Raw genomic sequence first — 20,006 nt, forward strand, 5'->3', positions numbered from 1 at the left:
CTAAATAGTTACAATGATTTCCAACAACGCAGCCATCTTTTCACTGATTGGTGGAATCTTCATTTTTAGGGATAAAATCCATAGCCGCGGAATTCATGCAGTACCTTAACCCGGTAGGCTGTGGCCCGTCATCGAAAACATGGCCAAGATGCCCGCCACAGTTCGAGCAAACGATCTCAGTGCGGGTCATAAACAAGCTGTTATCTTCTCGTTCACCTACAAGAGAATCAGCCAGAGGTTTCCAGAAACTGGGCCAGCCTGTTCCGCTGTCGTATTTATGTTCAGAACTGTACAGCTTTTGTCCGCAACCTCCACACACATAGATTCCTTCTCTCTTGTTGTCATCATATTCATTTACATAGGGGAGTTCCGTGCCCCGTTCACGTAAAATGCGATATTCTTTGGAGGTCAGTATTTCTTTCCATTCCGCTTCCGTTTTCTTGAACGGATAATCCTCTTCAGGCATGGTGTCCTGATGCGTTGCTACCATATCAATATCGGCCTGATCTCCAGTATGTTGATGAATAGTAGCCGGGGATTCTTCGGCATTCACCAATAGGAGAGCGGTAGCGATAATGGCCGTACAAGCTGTAATTAAGACTGCGTATTTCATAAAATCTAAGGTTGGTTGGTTAGTCTGTTCAGAGCTACTTAACAGTACGAACGTATTTTTAGTTTAGATTTGATGAAAGCATAGAATCTTACGGAATCAATTCCATAGCCATATTCTGTTACCAGTCAATGTCCCAGTTATTAAATTCATCTTTGAATCGGGGCACAGTTTTTTGTTTGAATAGACGTATGCCGGCCGTAAATCCTACCCAGAACCGGTAATCTCTGCCTTTCCACTCCGGAGACCATAAACTGTACCACGTATAATCTTCAGCCGCATCTACACGGGTAATTTGGGCGTTGAAAGTAGGCCCGCCGTAGAGTGAGAAGCCATTTCCGAAACGCTTACCAACCAGGAATTTATAGGAATAAATCATGTTTAATTTTCGGGACCATTCATCTTCAAACTGATGAGTAAAAGCAAATTCCTGATTCACATACATGGATTCATCATCCCAGTTCTGGAAGGAATCATTAATGTTCTTTTCAAGTCCGATGGCAAGTCCTATTCGGTAAACATCTCTGTCTAAAAGGGTATTGTAACCGAAAATCGCGGAGTTGTACACACGGTAAGTACCAAGAGTAAGTCCGATATCAGTGAATCCACCATCAGAAAATCGAACATCCACATTCTTTCGGCCGTTACCGTACAAACTGATCAGACCAACCGGAACACCTTCAAAATCTTTAGCCAGGTTTATAAGTCCAATTTGAACTCCGGTCGCCGTCTCTGAAAAATTTAACAGGCCGGCAAACTGAATTCCTTCCAGGTTCTTTGCGATATTGGCCCCACCTGAAAAAGCTAGTCCTTCTACATTGTTTGCCACATTAAGCAACCCTGCTGCAAACAGTCCGCTGGCATTTTCCCTGGCTACGTTTATCCCTCCTGTAGCCATTAGCCCTTCAATATCACCCAGAGCAATATTGGCAGCTCCTGATGCTTGCAATCCGGAAATGTCGGATCCGGCGAAGTTCATAAATCCTGCGGCCTGAAGTCCTTCCACATCTTCCCGGGCTATGTTGGCAACTCCTGCTGCCTGTAATCCGGAAATATCTCCCCAGGCTGCATTTATACCTCCGGCACCTTGTAAGCCTTCAATGTCACCTTTAGCAATATTCCCTAAACCGGCAAACTGCAGACCACTGGAATTGCCACCGGCTATATTAAAGCCGCCGGCTCCCTGTATACCTTCAAGATCTTCCCCGGATATATTGGCAAGACCTGAAAACTGTATCCCCGACATTTCATCGTTCGAAAGGTTCAAGGCTCCTGCGATGTTTACCCCGGCCATATCACCACCGGTGGCATTAACTAAACCGGCAACCTGGAAACCATGGGCATAATATTTATTGTAATTAATGAGCCCGCCGATTTCACCACCATCTAAACCTCCATGATAACCGCCCAATATATTAATGGAATAACGAGCGGTATAATCCGGAGCGTTAGTCCAATTAGTACTTAAAGGAGGGAAGAGGGTAACTCGCCATTTCCGGTATTTCAACTCATCGTAGTCACTGCTATCCTGAGCGAGGGAAAAAGTTGGAGAGATTAAAAGCCCTAATGAAAAGATGGAAAGTAATAACAGTCGTTGCATAGTAATAATGTTGGTTTGATCATTTTTGCAACCACTACGAATAGACCATCGAAAAGTTTACAGCATTTTGAATTTAAACGGCTGCCGGTTTCAGATTCTCGAATTGCTCATCCAAAGTTTCATTCCAATACTGCACTTCTTCGATTTTTCTGAGTAACTCTTCGTACTCACCTTCGATATTAATCGATTCAATCTGATCACCGGAGGATATAGCATCAACTATGTCCTGATCTTCTTCAGATTCAATTTCACCAAACACAGCATGCTTGCCATCCAGCCATGGAGTAGCAACATGGGTGATGAAGAATTGACTTCCATTGGTGTCAGGACCGGCATTAGCCATGGAAAGTTTACCAGGTTCATCGTGGATTAGCTCATCATGAAACTCGTCCTCAAACCGGTAACCCGGGCCGCCACGCCCATCACCATTAGGGCATCCACCCTGGATCATGAAGTCATTAATTACCCGATGAAATTTCAGACTGTCATAAAAGCCACGGGAGGCAAGATTTACGAAATTAGCTACCGTTCTGGGAGCCCTCTCAGAAAATAGATTAACGTTTATGGTTCCTTTGCTCGTTTTGATGGTTGCTTTCAGTGACATGTTGTTTCTAATGAATTGAAAATTTTAAATACAAAAAGTTAGAGTCCAGCCCCGGGTTTTCATTCCCGGTTTCTGCATTCGAAATATGGTGAAATTTATATCCAAAGGATATCATTCCAAATGTATTGAACCTTAAGTTTGCACCAAAAGTAATATCGAAAGTGAAATTCAGTTTTCTGGCTCCATCAGTCGGGAAATTACGCTCCATAATAATCATTCCACCTGTGGTTCGGATATAAGGAGTAAGGCGTTTTTGAGAATTGTCCATAAGGGTAAAACCGACAGGAGACAGCCCAAATCCGGAACGTGAGACCATGCGATTATTTTCATCTCTTTTGGGGTAATTGAAGTGAATGTATGGAATCAGGTCTGCCGTGTACCAAATAGCTTTGTTTGGAGGATACTCTTTAACGGGCCTTTGAAGCCCAATGCCAAAAATCTGTGTTTGCGAGTTTTCGGTTTTTCCCAAAAAGCGAACGGAATTAAATGAATAACCTGCCCAAAGGGTAAAGGTTGCTCTTTTGTATTCGGGAATTGTGGTTTGTGCAAAACCGGTTTGTGCAGTTAAACAAAAGAATAAGAATAAGGCAGGAAAAAGTAATTTAATCGCGAACTTCAAAAATGGCGATACCTAAAGTTATGATTTCTTTTTTGACTTTTTTGCCGAACTAATAAATGAAGCCAACCAAATTGCAGCCCAGGCAATAGCCAGATAATATTTCGCAATATAAAGAAATATCGCAATTGTGAGCGCGTAAATTAAATGATAGAATAGAGAGGGTGCTTCTGTTTGGTTGGCTTTTTTCTGGAGGGCGGGCATAAAAAAAGCAATCACTTTACTCAAAAGTAAAAGTCCGGTATACACCCATAAAACTACTTCCAATATGTTATTGGTATATACCGCAAATACTGCAATCAACAATAAAACGATAACATCTAAGTAGGCATCTTTTAGCCAGGCCATATATACTATTCCACCTGGTCTTCAACAGGATTTAAGGATACTACTTCTTTGGCGTGCAATCCTTTATCGCCTTCATCTAAAACAAATTCTACTTCTTCACCACGTCGTAATTTTTTAAACCCATCGGCTTGGATCTCTGAATAGTGAACAAAGGCATCTTCCCCGGTTTCCGTACTAATGAACCCATAACCTTTAGTATTGTGGAACCACTTTACCGTACCCTTTTGTTTTTCTGACATAACTACCCGATTAACTTTAATATTTAACTCACAAGGAGTTATGCTCCCCATGATTGAACCTGAAAATAATTTTTGAGGATAATACAATCAATAGGAAGTTGAATTAAGTTATCGGATGTGAAATTTCTCTACCCAGATGGCAAATCCGTTGTCATTATATAACCCTGAAATTTCAGTAGCTGTTTGATAGCCGAATCCTTCATCGTGTTCAAGGTCAACTAAAAGACCTTCCAGCTTTACAACATGTCCATCCCGGAGTTGTTTCAGTTGTTCTTCTACAGTAGCAGAAGAAGGAATGAAATGCCATAAATCGCTTTCCTTGTATATGGTAGAGACTTCCAAAGGAGGGCGGGTAAGATCCACATCGTGATTTCGATCGTCGAGCGTGAAGAAGATATAATCCAGGTTTCGTTGATCCGAAAGTTGGTTCCAGCCTACCACAGCATCCACCGGGGAGTAGCGGGAAAAACTGTCAAAGAAATAACGCTTTCTTTTGATAATCCGAACCTCTGCTTCAATGGTTTTTTTGGGTGTCAGGGTAGCTCCTTTAAAGGAAAAGGGTTCCTGCCAGGTTAATCGCTTTATCTCAGGTCCTTCTTTTGCAGTTATACCGGGCCCATGATTTACCGGGAAATTGGTATAAACAATGTATCCGGCTGCTACAAAAACACAGAAAACTAAATACTTGACCATGTTTGCTCCTTCCTTGATTTCTTTTTGTTACAAGAGTGCACGCAACCCATTGGTGTTACAGATTTGTTATAAATAATTAATATTTAAACAGATTCAGAAACGGTGGGAATAACGTATTTGATAGGCCGCGTGTACTTCAAAAACAGTTATTTGTTCCTGGTAATAAGTATTATTTCAGTTGCATTCGAAATAATTACTTTGTCAAATATTTGCTGTTTCACGAAGAACAGAAGAAGAGTAATTGAGATGGTTTCCGGAAACAGAAAAGCCTTGCAGTAATCTGCAAGGCTTTCTTTGTACCAAAGGTGGGACTCGAACCCACACTTCCGAAGAAACGCGATTTTGAGTCGCGCGCGTCTACCAATTCCGCCACTTTGGCTTTTTTGAAGACTACAAAGATAAGGGTAGTAGCTGCTAAATAACAAAGCAGTTTTGTTATTTATTTGTAGCCGTTTGGATTCTCCGATTGCCATTTCCAGGCATCCCTGCACATTTCTTTAATTCCACGTTCAGCTGTCCAGCCAAGCTCTTCTTCGGCTTTGGAAGGATCGGCGTAACAAGCGGCAATGTCTCCGGGGCGGCGTGGGGCGATTTTATAGGGAACTTCTTTGCCGGAAGCATTTTCAAAGGCTTTAACCATTTCTAAAACGCTGGTTCCTTTTCCGGTTCCCAGGTTATAAATAACCAATCCGGGGTCAGCATTAAGTTTTTCGAGTGCTTTTAAATGACCGATAGCTAAATCAACTACATGGATGTAATCCCGTACTCCTGTTCCGTCGGGGGTGGGGTAGTCGTTTCCAAAAACAGATAGTTTTTTCAGCTTACCAACCGCAACCTGTGAAACAAATGGCATCAGATTGTTGGGGATGTCGTTGGGATCTTCTCCTATTAAACCACTTTTGTGTGCTCCTACCGGGTTGAAATAACGAAGCAGAGCAATATTCCAGGAATCATCGGCAACGTGAAGATCCTTTAGAATATATTCAATAAATAATTTAGTGCGCCCATAAGGGTTGGTCGCCGAAAGGGAGAAATCTTCAGTAATAGGCACTTTGTGCGGATCTCCATACACCGTAGCAGAAGAAGAGAAAACTATATTCTTAACGCTGTGCTTTTTCATCAGTTCACATAAATAGAGAGTGCTGGCGATGTTGTTATCATAATACATCAAAGGCTTCTCTACAGACTCTCCAACGGCTTTGTAGCCGGCAAAGTGAATCACTGAATCGATATCATGCTCCGAGAAAATTGAATCCAGAGCGTCTTTATTTAAAAGATCTTCCTTATAAAAAACGAGCTCTTTGCCAGTAATTTTCTGAACTCTTTTTAAGGCTTCTTCGCTGCTGTTAGAAAGGTTGTCGACCACAATAACATGGTGGCCTGCATTTAACAATTCCAGAACCGTGTGACTTCCAATATAACCGGCTCCGCCTGTTACCAATACATTCATGTGAATAGTCTACGTTTTTTCTTCTAATTCTTTAATGACTTCAGAGCAAATTTGCTGAACTTTTTTAGCTGAGGTTTCTAATTCCTCCTGAGGTTTTTCATCCCAAATAAGGGATTTTGCATGCTCGTACTCCTCAAGTATTTGGCCGAGGCCAAGCATTTGAGTTACCGGTTTAATTTTGTGACCCGCTTTTCTGAAATTAGCTTCATCCCGGGCCAGCAAAAACTTTTTATAATTCTCTGAAAACTCACCAAAGGAGGAAATAGCTGCCTCAGCAAATTCCTTGATATACTTCTCCTCACCATAGAGCATATCAGCCAGGCCCGAAAAATCAACTAATTTATTATTGCTACTCAAAGCAGGAGTTATTCGTTAACAGGTTCTTCAATATGGTGTGGCGAAGGTTTACCAAATTCATCAAGGTGAACAAATACAATTTTATCAATGCTGATAATGGTTTCTTTGCTGAATTTATTCCTCACCACACACTTTACGGTTATAGAAGTTCGACCGAATTTAACAGTTTCCATGCCAATCTCAATAACTTCACCCAGTTTTGCTGAGTTCACAAAGTTTATTTCAGACATGTACTTGGTCACGATATTACTTTTACCAAGCTGGCAGAGTACATATATGGCAGCTTCTTCATCAACCCAGCTTAAAACAGATCCTCCAAATAGGGTTCCGTGTGCGTTCAGGTCCTGAGGTTTGATCAACTTTCGGCTAAAAAATCTCATTATATCTTCGTTGTTTATTGCTACATTCAAAGATACAGCTTAATGTATAAATGAAATAATCTCTTTTGGTCTTTCAACAATTAAAAAGTTCTATTGGACAATCCGAATAACTAATATTATTGTAACAAAAGGGCACAAGATTACTCTCTAAGTAAAAAGAATTGATTACGGCTTAGAATCACTATGAAAACAATCGCATTAACAAATCAGAAGGGCGGAGTTGGCAAAACAACCACAACGATTAATCTTGGGGCTGGACTGGCTAAACTTGGCAAAAAGGTACTTCTAATTGATCTTGACCCCCAAGCAAATCTAACCTATTCCTTAAGAACCCATTCTCACCGGCTTGAAAAAACCGTTTATCATGCATTACGTGGGGGAGCTAACGTAGATGATATCATTATTGAGCATAACGGATTTGATTTTATTCCATCGTCGTTAGAACTATCTGGTGCCGAACTGGAATTGGCCAGCGAACCGGCCAGGGAAAGTTTACTTAAGGATGTGATGAAGCAGCTTGAGGAAGATTATGATTACGATTATGTATTGATCGACTGCCCGCCCAATTTGGGGTTACTTACATTGAATGCATTTACAGCTGTGAAGGACATTTTTATAGTACTTCAGTCAGAATATCTGGCATTGCACGGCCTTTCTAAGCTGCTTGATTTGGTGAAAGTGGTTCAGCAACGATTGAACAATCAGCTTGAAGTTGGCGGTATTATTTGTACACTGTATGATAGCCGGAAAAACCTGAATAAAGAGGTTGTGGGGCACATTAAGGACTATTTCGGTCCCAAAGTTTTTAAGACTATTATCCGTGACAATGTTGCCCTGGCAGAGGCGCCAAGTCACCACAAAACAATATTTGAATACGATGGTAACAGTGCAGGGGCACAAGATTACTTTGCATTAGCCAAAGAAATAAAAAACGGCCACTAAACAATGAGTAAGAAAAAGAGCCTTGGGCATAATCCGCTTGCTTACAGCACGCGGAGACATGCTTCTTTTGACTTCATTACTCCTTCCGATTCCAAAGCGGAGGATAGTCAGGGAGTATCAAAGGAAGAAAGCACTGATGGTTCCAGGGTAAATAAGATTACGGCCAGTTATTATCTTGAGGAGCCGGTTGTGGAAAGTGTAAAGCTGATAGCAGATAAAAAAGAAACCTCTTACTCAGCCGTTGTAAATGCCATTCTGAAAAATTCAATCAGAGATCTCATCAATAGGTAATTTCGGCTTTATATCCTTGTCGGTTTTCTTATTATGTGCCCCAGATATAAGGCACTATGTTTAATACTTATCAGTCACATTCTCTACAAACATTAGCTTATCATTTTTCCGGAATCATTAAACCGGAAGTTGAAGATCCTTTATCTAAACCCTGGATCATTGTTCAGAACAATGAAATTAAGGAGTGGCTGTCGCTTAAAATTGCTGAAGAACAGGGTATAGCAGGAAACTACCGATTCATTTTCCCTTCTGAATTCTTGTGGATGCTCTATCGGTTTCAGAAAGATGAAATTCCCCGGGTTTTACCTGCCGACTTAAATTCAATGCACTGGGCTCTTTTTGAGCTACTTTCAACTGATCAAAGCCTTTTGAATCAGATTCCTTTTTACGATTCCGGTTCCGATACTCCCAAAAAGAGGTTTCAATTATGTGGGCAACTCGCCGATATATTTGACCAATACCAGGTTTATCGTCCGGAAATGATGGAAAGCTGGTTAAACCGGAAATTTATTACAAAAGATCCGAATGAGCGATGGCAACTCTCCATATGGAATGAACTAAATAAAAAGTGGCACTCAATCAAAAATATTGAGCATTTGCCAAGCAGGTCACAAGCCTACTCAGAGCTGGTACAATGGTTGGATGATCCCAATAATGAGCTATGGAGTAATGTACCCGAGAATGTATATGTATTCGGTTTGTCACACTTGTCAAAACCGTTTATGGAAATCATAAGCCGAATTGGGAAAAAGCATGACATCCACTTTTTTTCTTTGGCAAAGGCTGATGACCATTCAAATGAAAACCTGATACACTTACTGGGTGATTGGGGGAGACCCATCCAAGAACAGCTACAGCTGCTATATGAGATATTGGAGAAGAATGATGTGCCCACCGAAACCTTTAGTTGGGAAACTGATCAGGAGAGCTCTTTTCCAGCATTAAAAGTACATTCCTGCCATAATATCCGCCGTGAGGTACAGGTGCTGAAAGATGAAATACTTCGGTATCTCGACAATAATTCCGATCGACGGCTTAGCGATGTATTAGTGATGATTCCCGATGTGGAGACTTATTCAGGTATGTTAGAGACGGTTTTTGCCAATGATGAGGGAGAGCCTGCCGTTCCTGTTTCGAAATTATCGGGCCGGAATTATCATTCTGCAGAGCACACGCTTAGCGAACTGCTGGAGCTTTTGTCGTCTCCATTCAAAGCCAGTGCCGTAATCCAGATGCTCCATCAAGAACCCATTAAAAATAAATTTTCTTTTTCTGATGCGGATTTAGAACTGTTAGAAGATTGGGTGTTGGAGAATCGTATTTATCAAGGAGTAGGGAGTGACTTTAATACCCGATATAGCTGGCAGAAGGGCGTAAATCAGCTATTATCAGGCTTTAGTATGGAGCCTGATATTTTGAATGTATATCAGGAAATGGTGCCATATGATCGTATTTCCTCATCTGATGATGCAATGCTTTCAGCCCGGCTTGCTCATTTTGTACATCTATTGGGGTCGGCCGCAGAAGAAATAGCCAATCAGAAAACCCCTGTTGAGTGGATTGTATTTACCCGCAGGCTAATTGATGATTTTATAGGGGACGGAAGCGCACAAAATACACAAGCTGGCGCTTTGCTCAGGATGATTGACAAACTAAAAGAACAGGCATCGTTTACAACTTTCAGTAAAAAGGTCTCGTTTACCCTGATGAAAGATTGGCTGGTTGGTCAGTTTTCGAGTTATGATTCGTCTTCAGGCCGCTTTGGGCAAGGGATTACAGTAAGTTCGTACATTCCATACCGGTCTGTGCCTTTCGGCTTTATAGCTATGCTTGGAATGAATGAAAGTGTTTTTCCTAGAAAAGCCATTCGTCCCGAATTCGACCTTATATACGCCGCCCCCCGGCCCGGTGACCGTATTCTAAAAGAAGATGATACCTATTTGTTTCTTGAAACCATTCAGGCTACCCGGGAGCATCTTCATATCAGTTACCGAGGGCAAGACCAGCACTCCGATTCTATCCGGCTTCCGTCAATTCTGGTGCAGCAGCTGCTGGATGTATTTTTTGAGTCTCAGAATGAGGGCATTATCCGGCATAGTTTACACCCCTTCAATAAACAGTATTTTGATGGGGACAGTCCGAATTCATACTCGGATATAAACCGTCAACTTTCAGAGCGGATGCAGGAGGGTAAGCAAGAGAAACAATCTTTCTTTATCGATCAAAAATTTTCACCAATAGAAGTAAACTCAAAGGAACAAATACACCTCTCCGATTTAATTTCTTTCTTCGTAAATCCTTCTAAATACTTATTACAGAGTCAATTAAGTCTTTCATATTATAACGAATTCAAGGAGGTGTCAGACCGGGAGTCTTTTAAGTTGAACAGCTTAGAACGTCATAAGCTTGATTCTCTACTCTTTGAAATGCTGCAAAAGGGTGAGTCTGCAGACACTGTTAAAAGGTATGCCAGTGCTGCAGCAATGATTCCCGAGGCGCTGGAGGGGGAAAAAGTATTTAAACGTGAAAAAGAAAGTGTTTCAGGTTTATTGGAGAACCTAAAATCGTATACAAAGGCTGACGAACACACTGAAGAAATCTCTGTTGAGATTGACGGAATTCAGTTATACGGTCCTATTCATGGATTGTATGATGATTTATTAGTTTCCTACCGGGTGGGGCGACGAAGGGCCGGGCATGAGGTTGAACACTGGCTAAAGCATCTTTTACTGCTTCAGAGTGGTTATACCCTGAATAGAAGCCTCTATATTTCAAAAGATGGATCCGACACAGATATACTTGAGATCCGGTCGTCAGAAATACTGTCGAATCCGCTTTCTGGTTATGTGCGGCTATTCACTTCCAATAATCCTGTTTTACATAAATCCGCATTTTTCCCCAAATCCTCTAAAGCATTTGCAGAAGCTATTTTAGAAGGGAAAGATGAGGAAGAAGCCGTTAAAAAGGCCAGGACTAAATGGGAGGTTACCCCTCACGTATCATTTGCAGAGGAAGCCGACTACTACAACGCATTGCTTTGGCGGGGATATAATCCAATAGAATCAAAAGTTTTCAAGGAAAATGCCTTACAGTTTTGGGAGCCATTCCTGAAAGCACAACGAGAGGAGGGGTCATGAGTAAGTCTTTACCGGTATTTAAAGCTCCTCTTAATGGGATAAGTCTGGTTGAAGCGAGTGCTGGAACGGGTAAGACCTATAACATTACCTCGTTGTATGTGCGGGCTGTATTGGAGAAAGGACTTGAACCTTCTCAAATCCTGGTAATGACTTTCACTGAGGCTGCTACTGCAGAATTAAAGTTCAGGCTGAGAAGCCGACTTAAGGAATCGCTACAGGCAATTAAAGATGATGAAGCTGGAAATGACGTTTTTTTGCAAAAGCTGATTAGCCGAGACTATGAAGATGCTGAAGCTAAGCTAAAATCGGCTATAGATCGGTTTGATGAGGCAGCGGTATTTACCATTCATGGCTTTTGTAGCCGTTTACTAACCGAATACAGCCTTCAGTTTGGAGTTTCCCCAACTTTGAACTGCTTACAGATCAATCAGAACTGCTTCAGGATTGTGTAGACGACTACTGGAGATCTTTTATACGTAGGGCAGAAACCGGGTCCGAACAATGGATGCTGCTGGATTACCTCACTGACCATGGTTTTGGTCCTGATGAGCTGAAGTCGGTGGTGGTTGAAATTTTGAATCAACCAAACTCAGAGGTTATACCAGGCAATTATAACTTAGAAAGATTATATAGTTTAGTTGACCGGCTCCGAGATAAATTTAAAGAAGTAAAGGCATTATGGGAACACGAAGGAGAAACTCTTGAGGTGATTTACAGGGGAGATGAGTTAAACCGCAATATTTATCGGAAAAGCTCGGAAGAAGGGGATTGGCTTATTCTACGTGAATGGCTGAATAATGACAGTGCAAAGATTTGGTACTCGGACAAGCTTGAAAAATTTGGGACAAAAATAAGTCGTTCAGGGAAAAAGTCTGCCCCTGATATTCCAGAGCTCAATTTGTCCAAGGCCATCGATGAGTTTATGGAAATAGCGGATCGGTTGAAGGTGCTCAAGGTTGCATTTATTAAAGAGTCCGTAGATCAAATAAAAGAAAAGTACAAGCTGCAGAAAGAGAGTAGCAACCTACTTAGCTATAACGATTTACTTGAATTAGCTGAAAAAGGGCTCAGGGAAGATGCATCGGGTAAATTGGCAGAACGGTTAAGTGTAAAATATCCGCTGGCATTGGTGGATGAGTTTCAGGATACGGATGCTATACAGTATAGTATTTTCAAACAGATTTACTACAAAAGAACGGATGCTGCCTTATTTATGATTGGCGACCCCAAGCAGGCCATCTACGGGTTCAGAGGGGCTGATATATTTACCTACCTGGAGGCTAAGAAAGATTCCGATGATGCTCAATCCTATACTTTGAGCGAGAATCACCGTTCAAACAGTGGCATGATTAAAGGGGTTAACGAGTTTTTCGGGCAATCAGATTCTCCCTTTCTGATAGATGGGTTCTCCTTTAAACCAGCCCGGTTTCCTTCTCAGAAAGAAGACAGCCCTTATTTGAAAAGAAAATCCGGAGAAATAGTAAATCCACTCCAGGTGGTAACAATGAATGAGGAAGAGTACTCTTCCAAAGGAGCGCTTGAGGATGATATTTATACCGTTGTATGCAATGAAGTGACGGAGCTGTTATCCGGAGAATACACCCTGAATGGTCGTGAAATAGAAGAGAAGGACATCGCTATTTTGATCAGGAAGGGATTCCAGGGAGAGAAAATTCAGCAGATGCTGAGGGATAAAGGACTCAGAAGCGTGTTAAAATCCCGGACCAGTGTATTTCAGATGCGGGAGGCTGATGAATTACTGCTCGTGCTCAAATCCATCCAAAAAATCAGCAATGAAGCTGGAATTCGGGCTGCATTATCGACCGAGTTGTTGGGCTATAAGGCCAGTGATGTTTATCCTCTGCTTCAGAATGAACAAGAATGGGAAGATGTCATTCAAAAATTTGTTCGACTGAAAGGAATTTGGGATAATCACGGCATTGAGGTGGCATTAGAGAGCTTACTCCGGGACTTTAAGGTATTGGAACGACTATCCGTATTTAAAGACGCAGAGAGGAGAATTACAAACCTCATGCATCTGTCGGAGTTGTTAGGTAAAGCTCAAAGAGAATATCGGGTACAGGGAAAAGCACTTTTGAAATGGTTTCATCAAAAGCAGCTGGAAAGCACTGATTCTGATGATGAACAACTACGGCTGGAAAGTGATGAAGATCTGATCCAGATTTCAACCATCCATTCTTCAAAAGGACTTCAGTACCCCATCGTAATTTGTCCTTTTTTATGGGATTCCGGGGCTGATGTAAAATCTACGGATATATTGAAGTTTCATCAGGATGGAGTCAATTACATGGATATTAGTCAGGGGATTTCTCATTCTGAACGGGAACAGTACGAAGCACTTTCGGTTGAGCAGCAAATGGCGGAGGAGGTCAGGCTTACCTACGTTGCCTTAACAAGGTCGATAGCTTCAAGCTTTCTGTTTATTCCCAATTTCAAGAAAATTGATCAATCTCCATTATCATCAATACTACATGGAAATAATAAAACAGGGTTGCGCAATTTTGATTCTTTAATATCCATTCTTAATAAGTGCGATCATATAGAAGTACGTAATCCGGCAGAAGGAAAACCCACTGACCGAGATCAGAAAACTAAGAGTGCTTCAACTCTTAAGTCGGCACATTTCCAAAGAAAGGATATATATCAATATCCGAGAATGTTGAGTTATTCATCCCTTACGGAAGGGAAAAGTCATACAGATTCAGCTCATGATTACGATGAGTTATTCTATCAATATGAAAACAAAGCCCAGCTTACCCACGATAAGTTTGGGTTCCCGAGAGGCGCTAATGCAGGTACTTTCTTGCATAAAATTTTTGAAGATATTTCGTTCAATGCTCCAAAGAATCTTGAAGAGGTAATTACTGATAATTTGAATTATTATGGGTTTGAAGAGGTATGGAAGAACCCTGTTCAGCGATGGGTGGAAGAAGCCCTGACTATGGATCTGGGTAATCCAGCGGTCAGCCTTTCCACCCTGAAAGATACCGATGTGTTAAAAGAGATGGAGTTCTATTTTCCGGTTCATAACCTGCAGGTAAGGGAAATTTGGGAGATGATCAGGGGAGTAAAACCTCACAATTCAGATATCGATAAGGCTTCGGGATTTATAAAGGGATTCATTGACCTTATTTTTCGATCCGAAAATCGATATTACATCCTGGATTATAAATCGAATCATTTAGGTGATGCTCAGTCCGACTATTCAACCGAAAATCTTTCTCAGGCAATGAAAGATTCGGGCTACGATTTACAGTATCATATATATTCGCTGGCACTTCATCGTTTCCTTTCAAACAGGGTGAAAGGGTACAATTATGAAGAACATTTCGGTGGGGTTCTCTATCTCTTTTTGAGAGGTGTGGATAAGCACAAGCCCGGTAGCGGGGTATTTTTCGATGAACCGGATTCTGAGTTGATCAAACAATTAGATCACTATTTTGAAATGGGAGGGAATTAAGAATGAAAGTCCTTCCTTACCTGCAAAAGCTGTTATCTGAAGATGTGATATCCTTACTTGAACTGGAATTTGTGCGCTTTCTGACACAAATAGAGCCCGAAGTAAAACAGGAAGTATTATTAGCAGCTGCCGCCTGCATTTTTGCCCAGCAAAAAGGCCACGTTTGTCTCGACTTTAGTGACTGGAAGGATGATTATTTATTCGAAGACTCTAAATCTGAGCTCAAGTTAACCGGTGCTTTAAAGAAGGACTGGAAAGAGGCTTTAAAAGAAAGCAGCCTGGTGAGTTCAGGAAATGATATGCAACCGCTGGTTTTGGAAGGGTCACGTTTGTACCTGCATCGCTATTGGAAATATGAAGAGGAACTGTGCTCCTGGCTGAAGCAGAAAGCTTCTGCTCGACTTGAATTAAAGCAAGAACATAAAAAGGCGATACAATCTGTTCTTCCACCTGCTAAGGACTTATTTGAAGTAAATTGGCAGCATATAGCTGTGCAGCTCAGCTTTTTGAAAGACCTGTTAGTGATTTCAGGTGGGCCGGGAACCGGTAAAACCTTTACAGTTCTGAATATTATAGCAGCACAGGCTTTGGCTCATTCACAACAAGAATTTCGAATAGCGCTGGCAGCACCTACGGGAAAGGCATCACGGCGGCTTTCTGAATCCATTGAAAGCGGGAAGAATAATTTAAACCCGGATGTTTTATCAGAAATAGAAATACCGGATTCGGCCCAAACTGTGCATAAACTTCTCGGATCTGATTTCAGAGGCAGCACATTCAAATTCAATGAAGAAAATCATCTTCCTTACGACCTTATAGTAATAGATGAGGCTTCTATGCTGGATATTAACATGTGGGTGAGGTTGATCAGAGCTGTAGGGCCAAACACTAAATTGATTGTTCTTGGTGATAAAGATCAGTTGGCCTCTGTAGAAGCCGGCTCCATTCTTGGCGACTTATGCGGGGGCGAGAATACCTTTTCTGAAGCAGTGGCAAGCTCAATAAGAGATCTCCAGGGGATTGATATTCCCGTTGGGGCTTCAACCTCTCCAATCAACGACTGTATCTTATTCCTTACAAAAAGCTATCGCTTTGGAAATAACAGTGGCATTCAAAAATTTGCTGAAGCCGTGAATGCATCAAATGCAGACAAAGCCATTGCCATTCTTAAAGATCATCAACTGGAAGGGTTATCCTGGGTTGAGCCGGACAGTGAGGTTTTAGAAGAAGTTTATAAAACTTATGTACAGGATCACTATCAGCAATATAGTCGGCTCCGTGAAGATGAGAGGCTGAAAGCTTCACATAAGAAAAAGATTCTCTGTGCCCTCAGAAGAGGACCATTCGGTGTTGAATACATGAATGAGCGGGCGGAAAGATTGATACGAAGAGATGAAAAGAGAATAGACACCCGTGAATGGTATGATGGCCGGATTGTGATGGCTACCCGGAATGACTCTTTGTTAAAAGTAAGGAATGGGGAAATTGGTATATATCAGGATAAAGAGGAGATCATTGAGTTTGAAGGAGATCGCCCTGTCAGGGTCTCTGCTGCCCGTTTAAAAGATTATGAACCTGCATTTGCACTTACTATTCATAAAAGCCAGGGCTCTGAATTTGATGAAGTAGCCATCGTATTACCAAATCAAGTAAATACAGTGCTTTCGAAAGAGATTCTTTATACTGCTGTAACAAGAGCAAGGCTGAACACTCTTATCATTGTTAAGGAAGAAATTTTGAGAAGAATAATTGAACGTAGTGTTTCAAGAAAAAGCGGAGTAGAACAAAAAATATGGGGATAGCAGAAGAATCACTTCGTTAAATCCCGGAACAAATCTATCTAAAAAAAGCTACAATGCAATTAAGCATAGTAGCCTTCTATATATTGTACCCCAAAAAGCCAACGTATCAGGGGGGAGCGGTTGATAGCCGTTTCCCCTTATTTCTTTTTCTAATATGCGAATAGATTTATTTAAATGCCCTTAGAGATTCCTAATTCGTATTAGAGAATTTTTAACATTTTTATAAGCCATTCTAAAGGGGGGATGGCCCATTAACAGTTGGAACAAATCTAATTGCTACTTGTTTAAGGTTGTGAACATGAATCAAAGAATAATCGAAATGTTTACAACGAAACCGATAAAATTATCAATTGTATTTTTAATAACGGCATTAGTGGCGATGGGTTGTTCTACCAACTCTTCAAACAACGAAAGTGCCACTGTTGAGGGTTCTGTACAGCCCGAATCTTCTAAGCAAAAAGTAGCAGCTTCTTCTGTAGAGGGAGCAGTTGTTACTGCTGCCAGAGTTACCTCTGAAGGTTCTTTAGAAACCATGGAAGGTACCGAAACAGAAACGAATGCATCAGGCAATTTTATGCTTGAAGTAGACGTGGAAGCAGCTGAAAACATCGTTATTGTTGCGAAGAATGAGGGTAATGAATGGAGAGGATTTCTTTCCAGTGAAGTTGAAAACGGAAGTTCAGTTACACTGAAGCCCATCAACACAGAATCGTCAGCGGAATCTTCAGTATTTGCTGAAGTTGTTGCCTCAGGTAATGCTGATATTGTTCAGAAATCCGATATCGAAGCTGTGGTGACCAATAAAGCGGCATCAGAGATCGAATCCGGACTTACTTCTTCTGCTCAAATTGCAACTTCTCTTAAAAATTCTGCGGAAGCAAGAGTAGAGTTTTATAGCGAGATGATGCAGGATAATTCCGAAGAAGCCCTTGAAGAAACTTATGAACTGTTAGCAGAAGCTCAGTTTCAGTTAGAATCTGAACTTGCTGCTTCTTCAAGTGCTGAAGCACGATCCGAAGCATACGATGTATTTATAGAATCAACTGTAAACGCATACGTTAATGCCGGGCTGGACGCTTCCGCAACTGCAAAAGCTCTCGAAATGTGGAGCCGTGTTACTGTGAATAGTATGACAGCCGTTTCCTCTGAAATCAAAAATGATGTAAGAGCCCAATCTTCCTTAATTGCAGCAACCGCTGTTGATTTAGCCGTGCAGGCCGAAGCTGAAGCAACGGAAATGTCTGAAAGTTCAAAACAGGCAATTATAGATGCAGGTATTGAACTTCGATCTGAAATTAAAGCAAGTGCCGGCGTAGCCAGCGAAGTAGAAGCTGCATTTGAAGCTTACCATGATGAAGTAAGAAACACTATGGAAAGCGATACGGCATTTGAAGCAACTGTAATTCTGAATATCGACAACGAGATTAATTCAGATAATGGCGCCAAATCAAATTTCAGTAGCTCTATTTCAGGAATCCTGAAAGCAAGTGCTGTATTTGATGTGTACGAATCATTCTTTACAAGCATTCAGGGAACAGTAGAAAGTAACCTGTCAGGCAGCAGTGAATCCGAAATTGAAGCTGTTAGCCAGATTATGATTCTCATCAACCTTGCGTCGTAAACGCAACAACGAATAAGAAATAAAAAACCCCGGCCCACTAACTTGTGTCGGGGTTTTCTTTTTGGAAAAGCTAATCGGTTAATTAGAACTTGCTGCTTCTTTTACTTCCAGCAGTTCTACTTTAAATACAAGCGTTTCGTTGGGGCCAATGGGGCTGCCTTGTGGCGCTCTGCTGCCATAAGCAAGCTCAGCCGGAATATAGAACTCATAAGTGGCGCCTTCTTTCATGAGCTGCACGCCTTCTGTCCAACCCGGAATCACACGGTTAAGAGGAAACTCAGCAGGCTGACCTCTGTCGTACGAACTGTCAAATACTTCACCATCCAGCAATTTTCCTTCGTAATGTACACGAACTGTGTTTTCGGCAGAAGGAGAGGCTCCATCACCTTCTTCAATCACTTTATATTGAAGGCCGGATTCGGTTTCCTGAACGCCTTCTTTATTGATGTTTTCTTCAAGAAATGCCTGACCGGCTTCCAGGTTTTCCTGGCTTTTCATTTCGGTTAGTTCCTGGAGATAGCTGCTGGTAACCGAACGAATTTGTTCTTGTGTTAGTACTCCGTCTTCTGATGACAGTCCGGCATTAATTCCGGCATTGTAGTTATTCATTTCCAGTTCATCAATGCCCTCACGGCTCAAAAACATTCCATTTTGGTACCCAAGTGCATAGCTTACACTGTCAAGTTTGGTGCTTAAGTCAGCATCGTAAGATCCGGTTCCCATTTTTTGTTGGTTGCATGCAGAAATCAGCAACATGGCGCTCAATAGAGAGCTGAAGAATAGTTTATTAAATCTCATAGTTACGTTTTGATGATTAGAATTATAAAGTTCAATTTCGTTGATCATTATAAAATAGGGCAAATCATAGCAAAGTGGAATAAATAATCCGTCATCTGTGTATATTGTGGCATCATAAGAAATTTCAATACAGACGAGACCATTGACATTTAACGATTTTGACTTCAAAGACGAGCTTAAAGCCGGCTTGAGAGACATTGGCTACACCGAACCGACTCCCATACAAGAACAGACCATACCCATCATCCTTCAGAAAAAGGATATTATTGGAGCCGCACAAACGGGTACGGGAAAAACAGGCGCATTTGTTATCCCGGTACTACAGCAGATTTTAGAAAATCCATCCGAACATACACAGGCGCTCATCTTATCCCCAACCCGGGAACTGGCACAACAGATTGACGAACAGATTTTTGCACTCGGGTATCACACCGGAATTTCCTCAGCAAACATAATTGGGGGAGAAGATTTTTCTCAGCAAGCCAAAGCCATCCGCTCCGGCGTTGATATTATTGTTGCCACACCGGGCAGGTTGATTGATCAAACCAAAGTGCTGGATATCGATTTCAGTCACATTAAGTTTTTGGTGCTGGATGAAGCCGACCGTATGCTTGATATGGGCTTTTTACCGGATGTTACTAAAATCATAAAAAAGCTTCCCAAAGAGCGCCAAACGCTGTTGTTCTCCGCCACGATGCCAAAAGAGATCAAGGATTTGGCTAATCAGTTTATGAATGATCCGGAGAAAGTGGAGATCGCTATTGAAAAGCCATCGGGTAGTATAGAACAACAGGCTTATTTTGTGGATCAGAAAGGAAAACTAAGCCTGGTTCAGAATGTGCTGGACGACCTGAAGTGGGAGTCTTGTATCATTTTCTGTGCCACCAAAAGGGGAACAGACGAGCTGGAGCGCCTGCTGGCCAAGCGGCGCACGAAAAACGCGAAAGCGTTTCACGATAAATGCGAAAACCTAGATGTTCAAAGCTGCACCAGCGGTTAATATCGGCTGGCACAACTGAACGAGTAGATGTAGTAAT

19 protein-coding genes and 1 tRNA gene are annotated in these 20,006 nt (G+C 41.6%); 8 read left to right on the top strand and 12 right to left on the bottom strand.

Annotated features, from left to right (window positions below; translation table 11 throughout):
* Positions 1–40 precede the first annotated feature (40 nt).
* From msrB to ABFW99_RS00135, 11 genes are all read right to left on the bottom strand, one after another.
* Positions 41–613: a peptide-methionine (R)-S-oxide reductase MsrB gene (gene msrB, locus ABFW99_RS00085; protein WP_349355054.1), complete on the bottom strand. Its 573-nt coding sequence runs from the start codon at positions 611–613 to the stop codon at positions 41–43.
* A gap of 118 nt (positions 614–731) precedes the next feature.
* A complete protein-coding gene (locus ABFW99_RS00090) occupies positions 732–2,210 on the bottom strand; it encodes a hypothetical protein (protein WP_349355053.1) in 1,479 nt (492 codons plus the stop codon).
* Between the two features lie 73 nt (positions 2,211–2,283).
* A complete protein-coding gene (locus tag ABFW99_RS00095; RefSeq protein WP_349355052.1) occupies positions 2,284–2,814 on the bottom strand; it encodes a peptidylprolyl isomerase in 531 nt (176 codons plus the stop codon).
* Between the two features lie 7 nt (positions 2,815–2,821).
* A complete protein-coding gene (locus ABFW99_RS00100) occupies positions 2,822–3,433 on the bottom strand; it encodes an acyloxyacyl hydrolase (RefSeq protein WP_349355051.1) in 612 nt (203 codons plus the stop codon).
* 18 nt (positions 3,434–3,451) lie between these two features.
* Positions 3,452–3,778, bottom strand: a complete 327-nt coding sequence (locus ABFW99_RS00105) for a hypothetical protein (protein ID WP_349355050.1) — start codon at positions 3,776–3,778, stop codon at positions 3,452–3,454.
* 5 nt (positions 3,779–3,783) lie between these two features.
* Complete coding sequence (locus tag ABFW99_RS00110; RefSeq protein ID WP_255135753.1) at positions 3,784–4,017, bottom strand: cold-shock protein; 234 nt, start codon at positions 4,015–4,017, stop codon at positions 3,784–3,786.
* A 108-nt stretch (positions 4,018–4,125) separates the two neighbouring features.
* The gene (locus tag ABFW99_RS00115) at positions 4,126–4,710 is read right to left on the bottom strand and encodes a hypothetical protein (RefSeq protein WP_349355049.1); all 585 of its coding nucleotides are present in this window, start codon (positions 4,708–4,710) and stop codon (positions 4,126–4,128) included.
* A gap of 297 nt (positions 4,711–5,007) precedes the next feature.
* A tRNA-Leu gene (locus ABFW99_RS00120) sits at positions 5,008–5,089 on the bottom strand.
* Between the two features lie 60 nt (positions 5,090–5,149).
* Positions 5,150–6,160 (bottom strand): UDP-glucose 4-epimerase GalE, encoded by a 1,011-nt coding sequence (galE, locus tag ABFW99_RS00125; protein ID WP_349355048.1) that lies wholly within the window; start codon positions 6,158–6,160, stop codon positions 5,150–5,152.
* Between the two features lie 9 nt (positions 6,161–6,169).
* On the bottom strand, positions 6,170–6,517 hold the full coding sequence (locus ABFW99_RS00130) for a taurine dioxygenase (protein ID WP_349355047.1): 348 nt from the start codon (positions 6,515–6,517) through the stop codon (positions 6,170–6,172).
* 8 nt (positions 6,518–6,525) lie between these two features.
* Entirely contained in the window at positions 6,526–6,897 is a 372-nt protein-coding gene (locus tag ABFW99_RS00135; protein ID WP_255135749.1) for an acyl-CoA thioesterase, read from the bottom strand.
* A gap of 183 nt (positions 6,898–7,080) precedes the next feature.
* Here ABFW99_RS00135 and ABFW99_RS00140 point away from each other — a divergent pair, with 183 nt between their 5' ends.
* The 7 genes from ABFW99_RS00140 (at position 7,081) to ABFW99_RS00170 (ending at position 18,171) form a co-directional block, all read left to right on the top strand.
* Complete coding sequence (locus ABFW99_RS00140; RefSeq protein WP_421774519.1) at positions 7,081–7,839, top strand: ParA family protein; 759 nt, start codon at positions 7,081–7,083, stop codon at positions 7,837–7,839.
* Positions 7,840–7,842: 3 nt separating this feature from the next.
* Positions 7,843–8,130 carry a hypothetical protein gene (locus tag ABFW99_RS00145; RefSeq protein ID WP_349355046.1) on the top strand — a complete coding sequence of 96 codons (288 nt, stop codon included), beginning with the start codon at positions 7,843–7,845 and terminating at the stop codon, positions 8,128–8,130.
* Between the two features lie 56 nt (positions 8,131–8,186).
* A complete protein-coding gene (locus ABFW99_RS00150) occupies positions 8,187–11,267 on the top strand; it encodes an exodeoxyribonuclease V subunit gamma (protein ID WP_349355045.1) in 3,081 nt (1,026 codons plus the stop codon).
* Positions 11,264–11,719, top strand: coding sequence for a UvrD-helicase domain-containing protein (locus ABFW99_RS00155; RefSeq protein WP_349355044.1), 456 nt, complete (start codon positions 11,264–11,266; stop codon positions 11,717–11,719). Before ABFW99_RS00150 ends, ABFW99_RS00155 begins: the two co-directional genes overlap by 4 nt.
* Entirely contained in the window at positions 11,701–14,748 is a 3,048-nt protein-coding gene (gene recB, locus ABFW99_RS00160) for an exodeoxyribonuclease V subunit beta (protein ID WP_440707379.1), read from the top strand. Before ABFW99_RS00155 ends, recB begins: the two co-directional genes overlap by 19 nt.
* Positions 14,749–14,750: 2 nt before the next feature.
* On the top strand, positions 14,751–16,550 hold the full coding sequence (recD, locus tag ABFW99_RS00165; RefSeq protein WP_349355043.1) for an exodeoxyribonuclease V subunit alpha: 1,800 nt from the start codon (positions 14,751–14,753) through the stop codon (positions 16,548–16,550).
* Between the two features lie 319 nt (positions 16,551–16,869).
* Positions 16,870–18,171: a hypothetical protein gene (locus tag ABFW99_RS00170; protein WP_349355042.1), complete on the top strand. Its 1,302-nt coding sequence runs from the start codon at positions 16,870–16,872 to the stop codon at positions 18,169–18,171.
* Between the two features lie 78 nt (positions 18,172–18,249).
* Here the strand turns inward: ABFW99_RS00170 and ABFW99_RS00175 are convergent, their stop codons facing one another.
* The gene (locus ABFW99_RS00175) at positions 18,250–18,969 is read right to left on the bottom strand and encodes an FKBP-type peptidyl-prolyl cis-trans isomerase (RefSeq protein ID WP_349355041.1); all 720 of its coding nucleotides are present in this window, start codon (positions 18,967–18,969) and stop codon (positions 18,250–18,252) included.
* A gap of 142 nt (positions 18,970–19,111) precedes the next feature.
* On the opposite strand from ABFW99_RS00175, the gene ABFW99_RS00180 reads away from it, so the two are divergent.
* Positions 19,112–19,969, top strand: a complete 858-nt coding sequence (locus ABFW99_RS00180; RefSeq protein WP_440707377.1) for a DEAD/DEAH box helicase — start codon at positions 19,112–19,114, stop codon at positions 19,967–19,969.
* Positions 19,970–20,006 lie beyond the last annotated feature (37 nt).

This window comes from Gracilimonas sp. BCB1, assembly GCF_040117685.2.
In the GTDB taxonomy this organism is placed as follows: domain Bacteria; phylum Bacteroidota; class Rhodothermia; order Balneolales; family Balneolaceae; genus Gracilimonas.